8 protein-coding genes are annotated in these 11,521 nt (G+C 40.2%); 2 read left to right on the top strand and 6 right to left on the bottom strand.

The window, feature by feature from the left end:
• On the top strand, positions 1–347 hold a 347-nt coding region (locus tag Q0R52_RS00635; RefSeq protein WP_295790904.1), incomplete at its 5' end, for a hypothetical protein.
• 53 nt (positions 348–400) lie between these two features.
• On the opposite strand, the gene Q0R52_RS00630 is transcribed toward Q0R52_RS00635, so the two are convergent.
• The 5 genes from Q0R52_RS00630 to Q0R52_RS00610 form a co-directional block, all read right to left on the bottom strand.
• Positions 401–2,245 (bottom strand): RagB/SusD family nutrient uptake outer membrane protein, encoded by a 1,845-nt coding sequence (locus Q0R52_RS00630; RefSeq protein WP_295790902.1) that lies wholly within the window; start codon positions 2,243–2,245, stop codon positions 401–403.
• 21 nt (positions 2,246–2,266) lie between these two features.
• Positions 2,267–2,944: a hypothetical protein gene (locus Q0R52_RS00625; protein ID WP_295790900.1), complete on the bottom strand. Its 678-nt coding sequence runs from the start codon at positions 2,942–2,944 to the stop codon at positions 2,267–2,269.
• A gap of 66 nt (positions 2,945–3,010) precedes the next feature.
• Entirely contained in the window at positions 3,011–5,695 is a 2,685-nt protein-coding gene (locus Q0R52_RS00620; RefSeq protein ID WP_295790898.1) for a SusC/RagA family TonB-linked outer membrane protein, read from the bottom strand.
• 283 nt (positions 5,696–5,978) lie between these two features.
• Positions 5,979–7,088 carry a FecR family protein gene (locus tag Q0R52_RS00615; protein WP_295790895.1) on the bottom strand — a complete coding sequence of 370 codons (1,110 nt, stop codon included), beginning with the start codon at positions 7,086–7,088 and terminating at the stop codon, positions 5,979–5,981.
• Positions 7,089–7,148: 60 nt separating this feature from the next.
• A complete protein-coding gene (locus Q0R52_RS00610) occupies positions 7,149–7,727 on the bottom strand; it encodes a sigma-70 family RNA polymerase sigma factor (protein WP_295790893.1) in 579 nt (192 codons plus the stop codon).
• A gap of 422 nt (positions 7,728–8,149) precedes the next feature.
• Between Q0R52_RS00610 and Q0R52_RS00605 the strand changes: the two genes are divergently transcribed.
• On the top strand, positions 8,150–9,025 hold the full coding sequence (locus tag Q0R52_RS00605; protein ID WP_295790890.1) for an AraC family transcriptional regulator: 876 nt from the start codon (positions 8,150–8,152) through the stop codon (positions 9,023–9,025).
• Positions 9,026–9,055: 30 nt separating this feature from the next.
• On the opposite strand, the gene Q0R52_RS00600 is transcribed toward Q0R52_RS00605, so the two are convergent.
• Positions 9,056–11,458: a glycoside hydrolase family 36 protein gene (locus Q0R52_RS00600; protein WP_295790881.1), complete on the bottom strand. Its 2,403-nt coding sequence runs from the start codon at positions 11,456–11,458 to the stop codon at positions 9,056–9,058.
• Between the last annotated feature and the right edge of the window lie 63 nt (positions 11,459–11,521).

The raw sequence follows: 11,521 nt of genomic DNA, 5'->3' as shown, positions 1-11,521 counted from the left end.
CTGAATTAGGGTGGAAAACCGGCGATTACATGAGTGCGAGGGAGTGGATAATAAAAGACTATATGATTGCCATGACTGGTGCTGTTAAGAAAGTTAATGTAATTCTCACTGCGGATAAAAACACATTTTATCCCCTTTGTGCAGATATAGATAATTGTAATTGTGTTATCACATATCCTGAATTATTTCACCAAACAGATGCATTTATATTGGAGTACGACTATAAAAACGTTGATAATTTTATAAAAAAAGCGTCTTTCAAAACATTAAATCAAATAGAAGATGAAAAGCCTAAATTAGGCAAACAGGCGCAAATGTTTATTGTGCCAACCGACGAAAAACCATAAACCATATTCTTTTTGTCCCAACTCATATATAGTTACCTAAATTTATTATAAATCTATTGAATTACAGGGTTAAAAGATCCATTGTCCCAACCTTGATTTTGTTGTAGATTTTTATTTTGTAATATGTATTGAGGATCAATAGGACCAAAGTAATAAGAATCAGGAATTTGAATCTGATTGGTTGAACTCAAGTCTATAGGTTCATATACATATTTAGTTATTGCTTTTAGAAAGCCATCGCGATCAAAAGAAGCGGGTGAGGTTACGATAATATTAGAAAGCTGGAATGCTATTGCGCTATTGCTTTGAGTAATATCAACGCCATATTGGGTGGATGCAACTGCCTTGTTTAAGTAAGGGCCGTAAGCATGCAGCGTACCAAAACTATTCAGGACACTGAACATTCGCCTTCTTCGCAAATCCCAGAATCGTTTCCCTTCAAAGGCGAATTCTATTTCTCTTTCTTTCATAACGGCATTCAACGTGCTTTGGTAATCTGTACCGACAGATGCTGCCAATCCGTAATTACCCGAACCAATATCTATATGCGCCCTTTTGCGAATTTGAATGATGTAGTTTTTGGCCTCCCCTGAATGACCTGTCTCGTTTGCAGCCTCAGCCAGGTTCAGCAGCACTTCAGCGTACCTGATAATAGGCCAATCGAAAGCCTGATGGTTCCACCCTACTGCCCCCAACGTAGTATCTACACCTTTTCTGCAATAAAATCCGGTAATATTATAATTAGCGGTAGCCTTGTACGCATCGTCACCTGCAATTCCGTTAAATATCCATTGAACCCGGGGTGTAATGTCTGCAAAATCGTACCTGGCTCCGTTGTAAACAATTGCGGTATAAAACCGCGGATCCCTATTCTTCCAAAATTCTGTGGGATCGTACCCTGAATTTGGATCTGAGATATCCATTCCGTTTTTCATAGGATATTCTTTCACCATTTCCCAGGTAGGGTCGCACGAACCGGCCGCACCTGAGGTTTCTGTCAGAGGTCGCTGCCCTTGTTGAAAACCGTTGGTTTTTTCGGGATAATGATAGCGTAAGCTTAAAATCATTTCCTTAGCAGCACCGGCTTTATCATACCACATATTTTCATTGGTTTTTAATGTATTATCGGTGTATAAACCGAATCCATCGGCATCCAATTCGGTTTTAGCGGAAGCCAGCGCGCTGTATGCATCGTTCCAATAGCCGGCGTTTGGTGTTTTGCAAAATAATGGGCTCGCTTTTAGTAACAGCGCTTCGCCCTTAACTGCCATTGCAGCACCTTTGGTAACCCGACCGGTGTTATCTGCATCATAAGAAACCGGCAGTAAATTAATGGCGCTGTCTAGTTGTTTGTTGATAAACTCAAAGCATTCAAGAGAGCTATTTCTCTTCACCAGTAAAGTGTTAATATCAGCCGTTGGATCCTGAACGGTTGTAATAATAGGAACGCCGCCTAATACTTTCACCATTCTATAATACAGATAAGCCCGAAAAAAGTATGCTTGTCCTTTCAGACTTTGGTAGTCAGTAGCGGATAAAACCGATTTGCTTTTATCGATATTGGCAAAAAAGTTATTAATAGAACGTACTGAACTCCAATCCCAAACCCTGTCAGGGTAACCGGTTTGAGTTGTATATTTGCCTGTAAGAAAGAAATTAAGTGCATTTCCTCCCGACCCGCCAGAGAAAGCCTCGGCGGAGATCTCCTCATTTCGGTTCCATGAAGGGAGGGTGTTATAAAAATTCGTTACGTATCCTTTTATAAAATCAGGATTTCCCCACTCCTGTTCGGGGGTAATCGGGCCTCCGGGATGATTAACATCAAATACTTTTTTACAAGACATTGAAAGCACAATCAATCCCAATAAAACCAATGATTTATTGAATTTAATTTTCATACTGTAATATTTTATTTTTTTTTAAAATGTCGCATTTAATCCAAAAGTGAATCCCTTTAATATGGGGTACGTTCTAAAATCGCCACCCAGCTCAGGATCCCAGTCTTTAGTATGGTTCCATTCATACAGATTCTCGCCGCTGAAATAGAATTTAACAGCCTTAACGGTTGAGTTCTTTAACCATTTAGATGGTAAATTATAATCGACAATAAGGGATTTCAACCTCAGGAAGGCACCATTTTTCAACCAAAAAGTCGAGCTTTCCTGGCTGTTGTCTGTACCTTGCCAATCATTCATAATTGCACTTGGCATTGTGGCCGTGGCTGCTGTTTGAGGTGTCCATGCGTTTTTCCAAATTGTTAAATTATCGTTGCCGGGCAATGGCCGCCTGTAATAAACATCAGTAGGCATAATTTGATATTTTGCAAGGCCTGAGAATATGCCTGTAACATTAACTCCGTGCCAGCCAAAAGTTAAGTTAAACCCGTAGTTGATCCTCGGTTTTCCATTTAATGAAATACGCTGCTGATCGTTTCCGTCAATTTTCCCATCAGGGCCGTCAGCACCCAATGCGCCCCGTATGTCCTGGTACATCAACATCCCGGGTTGCGGCTTATTACCAAAAATGGTAAAATTAGCCCCATGCGTTTGTAAAATATTATTGACGTCGGCCTGTGTTCTTATAATCCCTTCAGACACATAGCCATATATTACACCATTTATAGGTTTGCCAATTACATTCTGGTAATCGCGAACTGAAGCGGCCTAGTCATATTTTAAATACTGGTTAGATGATACCGCCCAATTTGCAGCTACACGGTAAAAAAAGTCTCCAACATGGTTTTCATGGCTTAATGATAATTCCACACCTTTTGCCGATGCAATACCATAATTAACAGCGGGCAGGCTGGCTCCAACCGTACTTGGAACTGAGGCATTACGTTGCCCGAGTATATCACTCGTTTTTTTATACCATACATCTACCGAGCCACTAAGTAATTTCTTGAGTATTCCAAAATCCAACCCTAGGTTATAGTTCTTATTCTTTTCCCAGGTAATATTGGGGTTAATTGTAGAACCCAATGTTGTAGATATAGGTAAGGATGACCCAAGGTACACCCCTGAACTTGAATTAAAATTATAAGTTTGTTGCCATTGCCATGGGGCCGTGTTGTCTGTACCTGTTATACCAAATGAGAAGCGCAGTTTCAGAAAATCAACATAGCGTGCGTAATTAGCAAAGAAAGATTCTTTGGAGATATTCCATGCCGCTGAAACAGCCGGGAAATACCCCCATCTTTTATTGGACGGAAAAACATATGAACCATCAGCTCTAAAAGTAAAACCTATCATATATTTTGAAGCATAATTATAATCTACCCTTCCAAGATAAGAGGCAAATCCTGTTGGTTGATTTTCGTCTCCCCTGATGTACCAGTCAGTGCTTTGTGACGATCCACCGTTAATTTGCTGATAATCGGGATTACTGTAATTATCATCCCAGATAGTTGAATAATGCCCCCGGAACGCTGATTGCTCATATCCTGCAAAGGCAGAAATATTGTGCAGCCCAAATGAACGCTCATAGTTAAGCATTAAATCAAGTTGATAATTGGAGGATTGACCGTAGGATTCCTGTAATTCTGTGGGTGCTCCAATTCCCGAAATCTGGGCCTGGTCCAATATTTTATATCCGCCCGACCTGTTAAAATCCAATTTATCGGTAACAATATGGTTATTAGTTCCGGCTGTTTGAAAATAATAAATAGAAGGAGCATTACGCCATGCCTTTGTATAACTGTTTGTTGTATTATAGGCAAACGTACCTTTGGCAGATAGTCCTTCTATCCCCGGGATCTGATATTTTAATTGAAAAGATGGGCTAATGTTATTATTGGTTGGCCTTGTATAGCCTCCATTTCCTTTTGCAAGATTGGCGGTATTTGTGTTATCAAAATTACCAACAGGAAGGCCATTAATAAACGATGGCCTCCCGGGAGTTACCATTAGAAGCCTGTTATAGATATTTGACAAATTAAAGTCTCCATAATCATAAGCCCAAAAAGGACGATCCCCGTTATCCCATTCCGTCAGGATGTTCAAGTTAAAGCTTATACGGTTTGAAATCTGGCCATCTAATTTTGCTGATAAATTGTATTTATTAAAAGAATTAGATGTAGCTCCTTCCTGTTTGATATAGCCGGCTGATACATAGTATTTAGTTGTATTTGTCCCCCCGCTTACCGCTAAATTATGCGAAGTATTCCACGGATTTCTCCAGGTATCTTTTAACCAGTCGTATGAATGTGTTTTAAAATATGTTAATTCATCCGGGGTGTAATAACTCGGATCTGTTGCCGGCAAGCCTTTTTGTTCAAACACCTGGTTTGCAAAAGTATATGCATCAAATGCATTCATCCTTCGCGGCGTTATTTCACGCGTGTTTCGGGTGTACGAACCATTGTAAGAAATATAAGTTTGGTTAGCTACACCATGTTTAGTTGTTACCAGGATAACGCCATTACCGCCTCTTACCCCGTAGATTGCCGTTGACGCAGCATCTTTTAATATGCTGATATTATCAATGTCAGCCGGATTAATTTGGGAAAACGTAGCAGCATTTCTTACAAAGCCATCAATTACATACAATGGGTCCGATCCTCCCTGCCAGGTTGAAGTTTCTCTGATTTTAATGTTAGCGCTAGCACCGGGATAGTTACCCTGTGTAGTTACAGTCATGCCTGCCGCCAGGCCCTGTAGTAAGTTTGCCGGTGATGTTGTAGGCCGGTCGCTTAACGATTCGGATCTAATTACTCCTACGGCACCGGTAAGGTTTTCTTTCTTTTGGGTACCATATCCTACCACTACAATTTCGGTGAGAACCGAAGGCGCGGCTGCTAACTTTATGACACTAATATCCTCTTTTACAGAAATTTCACGGGTAACATAGCCTACAAATGAAACCGTTAAAATGGCATCATCCGGCACATTCTTAATTTCAAATCCACCTTGTGCATTTGTTACCACCCCAAGGTTTGTACCTTTAACTTTCACAGAAGCACCGGGCAAAAATTTTCCTTTGTCATCAACAACTGTACCTTTTATGTTAATTGGCGGTTTAGGCTGTTCGGGAGGAGGGATGACCAATTGAGGTTGAACTGCACTTTTTATAACAATTATTTTTCCGGCAAAACTGTAGGTTAAAGATTGATTATTTAAAATCTGGTCAAGAAGCGGTATCAGCTCTCCATCCTTTATATCAATTGTGATTGCGTGAGTATGTTTCAAAAGCGCGCTTTCATAAAAGAAAGTGTAGCCGCTTTGCCTCCTTATTTTTTTCAGGACTTTTTCAAGCGGGGCGTTTTTTTCGGACAAAGTTATTTTTTGAGCATAAACTGTAGCATTAACCTGTAATGAGGTGGCTATAATTAACAATAAAATAATCTTCATAATGCGGAGATATTTGCGATACAAAAACACAGGGTCATGACATTTTTTATCATGTAAATAAAATTTCATACATTTAAACTGTTTTGGGTTAATAAATTCGATGAATTGAGTCACATTTCTAAAAATCTTAATTCAAAACCTTCTGCGCGAGCAGTCTATGCCGGCCGTGTTGTAGCACTTCCGGCATTTTTTTTGAATTGCGATTTTGGCTTTAGGGTTAAGGTGTATTATTTCTCCATATTTTATTTTTTTATTGGTTAATTATTTAATTGGTTAATCTCTTTTAAGGGGATACAATAACTTTATTGCCATCTATTTTAAAATTAATCTTACTTAACTCAAGCGCTTTCAGAACTTCAGAAAGGGGTGCGCTCCTGGGCATATCTCCGCTAAAGGATCTTAACTCCGATATATCCCCGGTAAAACTTACATCAACATTGTACCAACGACCAAGTTGGCGCATGATACTTTTTATGTCAGCATTATTAAAAGTGATAAAACCATTTTTCCATGCTACTACTTCATCTACATCTACCTCAGCTACCCGGATATTTCCTCCCTCTAACTGCGCCTGTTCGCCCGGCTTAAGTATTTTATCTTTACCTGCTGATGAAACTTTTACGCTTCCCTCGAGCAAGGTGGTTTTAACAGCATTTTCATCACCGTAGGCGTTAATATTAAAGTGTGTTCCTAAAACTTCAACTTGCTGCCCGTTTGAAATTACCCAGAATGGTTTTTCCTTATTATGCGCTACTTCAAAATAAGCCTCACCGGTAAGCTCTACCCTGCGCTCATTCCCATTAAACACAACCGGATATTTGATTGATGACGCGGCATTTAACCAAACTTTTGTTCCATCAGCTAAAACCAGCTGATATTGCCCGCCACGGGGAGTGGCGGCTATATTAAACCCATTATTTTGTGAAGGTGAATTATCTTCAGAATCGGCATAAACAATTTGGCCGTTGGCATTTTTGCTAATTACCATACTGCCCTGATTTGCAAGCTTTCCGTTTTTTGCAGCACTTAAATCAATAGTACGCCCGTTTGATAAGGTTAATATGGCTCTATTCCCGCCGGGAGCTATGTCATGGGTTTGAGCCGTTTGCTGTGTTAGTTTGTTTTTATGTATAAGGAGATATCCCCCTATAGAAACACATAAGATGATAGATGCGGCAGCGGCGACACGAAACCACATAGCCAAAATATGCCGGGGCTTAGGCAAGACGCTGAATACCTCCTGTATATCGTCCTCAATTTCTTCCGCTGATAGATCAAGTGGCTTTTCACTAGTATTTTTAACATACCAGCTTTCGAGCAAGGCTCTTTCTTCTTCGGTTGCCTGCCCGGTGTTATACTTATCAAATAATCGCTTTATTTCTTCTTTGTCCATATATACAGTAAAGACCGTTAGGAACATCGAAGGGCGTAGATGATTTTTAAAAAATATTTGCTAAAATTTAATGAAAAGCAATAGCCATGCAAATAAGCCCAGCCTGGCACGTAGTATTTTTAATGCATTATTAACCTGTTTTTTAGCAGTAGCTTCTGTAATGCCAAGCCGCAAAGCAATTTGCCTGTGCGATAAATGTGTTTTACGGCTTAACAGGAAGACCTCTTTCATTTTCGCGGGCAGAGATTCAATTTCATTTTCAATGATGGTTGCCAATTGGTTCTGCCGGGTCAAATGGTCTGTTATGCACTCCCATTGATTCGCATATTTCGTAACAGAGGCGATATATTGTGCCTCTACATCTTTACTGGCCATTTGTTTAAGGATCCGGTTCCTGATTGCTGTATAAAGATACCCCGACAGGCTGGTCTCAATTCTCAGTTCTTCCCTTCTGTTCCAGATGTTCGTGAATAATTCCTGCAAAATATCTTTAGCCTCTTCGCGGTTTCTCAATTTATTATAGGCATGGAGATAAAGAATACCACTGTATCTTTCGTAGATTTCAGTATAGGCGGTATGGTTACTCTCCCTAAGCAGCGATAGCAGGTCCCGATCCGTATATGAACTAAAATCTTTCATTTTTCAAACAAACAAGAGTATCTGACTAAAAATTAACAAATTAAAAACATACAGAATAAGTAAAAGCCGGCTAAATCACTCAATAGAAGGCAGAAAAAACGCGCCCGGAATGACTATTTTCCATTACTTGCCAAATAAATTCAAGAAATGCTCACCGAACGCGTAGATATATTTTTTATTTACCTGCTAAATCAACAATTTCGAAACACCTGCGCTGGCAGGCTCGATTTATTTAACCTTTAATTCTTAAACCCAGGTTAATCACGATACAATTGGTATACAAATAAAGGCATTGATAAAAACTTAAAATTTTACGTTTTTACCCTATTATTAAGCGATATTGGAATTTATTAGCAAAAAAATATACAGTTCCGGATTATTAAGTTGAACTTTTGCTATTTTCAACCTGCCATAATTTCATTATGAAACCTCAATTGTTAAAAGTATCCAAAGACGTGGTAGATTCATTCAGCGCAAGGCAGGATACCTTACCTGATGTTAACAACCGCTGGCACTATCATCCGGAAGTTGAGCTTGTTTATTTTAAAAAAGGTAAAGGCACGCAATTTATTGGAGATAGTATTAGCCCGTTTTTAACGGGTGATATTGTACTGGTAGGCTCCAACCTGCCCCATTACTGGCAGTTTGACAACATTTTTTTTCAAAAACACGCCGACATAACTACTGATGTAAGCGTTGTACATTTCAATGAAAACTTTTGGGGGGACCTATTTCTAAACCTGCCTGAAAACATGTCGATCAGGACAACGCTCGAAAGATCAAAAAGAGGTCTTCATATCCGCAGTCCATTTGGTGAAAACATAGGATGCCTGATAGAGAAAATCATTAGTGCAGAGGGCACCCGTAAGATTATTTTGCTGATGGAAGTATTGATTGCTATCTGCGAATGCGGGGAAAGCAGCCTGCTGGCTTCCATTGGCTTTCAGAACAATTTCCAGGAATCAGAAAAAGACCGTATTAATGCCATTTATAATTACTCCATAGCCAACTTTAAAAAGCAAATAACATTGGAAGAGATAGCTGAGGTCGCTAACATCAGCACTAACTCATTTTGCAAATTCTTTAAATCAAGGAGCCGGAAAACTTATTCCCAGTTTATAAATGAAATACGTGTAGGCCAGGCATGTAAGCTTCTTATTGACAACAAGTTAAACATAAAGGAGATATGTGATGAGAGCGGCTTTAATAATTTTTCGAGTTTTCATAAGCATTTTAAACAGATGAAGGGTAAAACTCCTTTAAGCTATCAAAAAAGCTTTTTGGGAAGCGATAAATAGCAGATAAAAGGGTTAGCCCAGGAAGCGGTATTACTGGTTCCGGGTGTTATCTTTATTAAACCTTAGTTGCCATTTTATTGGCTGGCTCTTTTGGCTTTTAATAGCTATCCTTAACCATCCCTTTTTTGTTTGGGGTAAAACTTCAATGGTAACTCCTTCTTTGTTTCCGACAATTGTCGCTTCGTTAATTTTCCATGCTCCACCATCATTCATCCCTGCTATACGCAATTCATAATTGTCACCCCCAATTAGTTTACTCGTCCCAGAAAGTGTTTGGTTCTTCCATTCTTCTTTAAGTAAATCAGTCATTCCCTGTGTTACATGTTGGGAAGTTGAAACAACAACCGGGTGATTTGACTTAGCACGAACAGCAATTATCCTGCACGACTCAGCTGGCAGGTCCCATGCAAATGAACCCGAAATATCAGGTAGTGCTTTGTTTTCCCAAAAGTCAAAGGCATGATAGCTGGTTTTATCATTCAAGCCTGCCCGGCGTAAGGTGCTTCCAATATTTTTAGTTCCCGTGTCCCAATTGTATAAACCAATTACATTGCGCTGTGTGCCAGACTTTTTATCATTAGCAATCCAAACAGATGGAAGTGCTTTATCAAAAGCATCGACGGGCCGGGCAACCCCTTTATGCGAAGCCATACAGCGCTTCATAATTTCTATACGGTCGGCTGGGAGGCTGGGCAGCCAGTCGCTGCTGAGAAAAAACTGGCCGGAAACTGCAACGAACGAAGGCAGCATCCGGGCCCTGGTCAAACTGCCTATCCCCGCACCGCCCCCATCTGCACTTGACGTGCCGTTTTCTCTTATCATGGACGGATCTGGATCGTTCCACCAAACTCTCCCGTTCAAAAAGTATAAACGCGATGCACGGATAGCGCCCGTACGAATAGTCTGCCCATCGTGATTAAAATCAGGGCCAATCCGCATTGAATTAACCAAGCCTATGGAAGCCCCAAATGACCGCATATTCTGGCTTACACAACAACCCGAAAAGAAAACATCACCGCCAACCGCCTTTCGCAATATCTTTAACCCATCCCTAAATGCTTCAATCTGTGTTTTAAGCGGGTTATATAATGGCTTATTATTACCGATGCTATCGTTCTTATAGCCGTCATTAATGTAAACCTGCTCTGTAACAGTGCCGGTATACAGGCCATCCATCTTGAAATAATTATAACCCCAATTGTGCATTGTTTTGGCAACATAAGCAATATGATTTTGAACCTCGGGGTAAGTAAGATCGAGAGACGTGCCCCCCCATTTAGTTTCGAAAGGCTTATCGTTTTTACGATACGCAAACCAATTCTGCCGGTCTTTGTATTCGGGATCCTGGTGATTTCGGGCGAATGGCATCCACCATATTCCGGCTGTCAGTCCTTCTTTTTTTACGGCAATTGCAGTAGGTGTCATTCCGTTTGGATAACCGCCCTTAGGGTCAACCCGATCGAAACCGCGATGGGGACCATTGTACTGTCCACCATCCTGCCATTGATCATCTATCTGAACGACGCCTAGGCCAAAGGGCTGCAAGTTGTTTTTTATAAATTTAGCCAGTTCAATAGTAGATGACTCACTACCGGCGCCACCGTTTTTTTCTGAATACCATGTACAGTAAACGGCAGAGCGGGCCTTTAATTTAATATTTTGTTGCTTTGCTATAGCATCAGCAAATTGTTCTTCCCCTAAACGTGCATCATCAAAATAGCCAATAACCAGGGTTTCAGTAGCTTCGCTTTTTCCAGCAGACAAACGAAAATGTCCATAGTCAATTTGAGCCTTTATTTCAACCAAATTATTATTGACACCGGAAAATACTACTCCACTACCTTTCTCATTTGTTAACCAGCCCGTTACAACCCCGTTCCTGGTGGCAGGATCAACCGTTGTAAGAAACACATAACTCCCTGAATTTTTATCCGGGTCAAGTAAACCACCTGTACCCAATGTTTTCAATGTTGTTGCCGGTTTTCCAAGATCGACCAGAAACGAAACCGGGTTAAGTTTCTGTAGATCAACGTCACTATTGCTTTCATTTTTAATTGTTTGGTTTACAAACAAAAAAGGCTGCAGGGGATAAAGCGTGAACGATATTGAGCCGCCATTGGCAGTCGCGATAGTTAAAACTCTCCCTTTTCCAAAAACGGCGTTGGTTACTTCACCCTTTCTGATTGTTCCCGTTGCACCATTTGGCACAATATTTTTCAGAAATATTTTCTTTGGCGATTTGCTCCTTACCTCCAGTGTCCTGGTGTTAGGATTCAAGACAACCGTCATAAAAGGATTACTGATACTGTATTGGCTTTCGGAAGAAAACGCGGCTTTGTTATCAGCAGCATGCTTAATTGATGATGATTTCGCATTAACAAAAGCAGAAGGAATGACTATTAAAACAGCGACAATAAAAAACAGGTTTCTCATTTGCTATGGGTATTATTCTATTGGTTTAGTATTAAAATTTGAATCTGATAGTTTGGTTGATTC

This window comes from Mucilaginibacter sp., assembly GCF_025359345.1.
GTDB lineage: Bacteria > Bacteroidota > Bacteroidia > Sphingobacteriales > Sphingobacteriaceae > Mucilaginibacter.
This window is presented reverse-complemented; position numbering and strand designations above follow the sequence as displayed.

Bases quoted from the DNA above. Each gene is read 5' to 3' on its own strand.
- Q0R52_RS00630 (WP_295790902.1), bottom strand. From the start codon at position 2,245: ATGAAAATTAAATTCAATAAATCATTGGTTTTATTGGGATTGATTGTG.
- Q0R52_RS00620 (WP_295790898.1), bottom strand. From the start codon at position 5,695: ATGAAGATTATTTTATTGTTAATTATAGCCACCTCATTACAGGTTAAT.
- Q0R52_RS00615 (WP_295790895.1), bottom strand. From the start codon at position 7,088: ATGGACAAAGAAGAAATAAAGCGATTATTTGATAAGTATAACACCGGG.
- Q0R52_RS00610 (WP_295790893.1), bottom strand. From the start codon at position 7,727: ATGAAAGATTTTAGTTCATATACGGATCGGGACCTGCTATCGCTGCTT.
- Q0R52_RS00605 (WP_295790890.1), top strand. From the start codon at position 8,150: ATGAAACCTCAATTGTTAAAAGTATCCAAAGACGTGGTAGATTCATTC.
- Q0R52_RS00600 (WP_295790881.1), bottom strand. From the start codon at position 11,458: ATGAGAAACCTGTTTTTTATTGTCGCTGTTTTAATAGTCATTCCTTCT.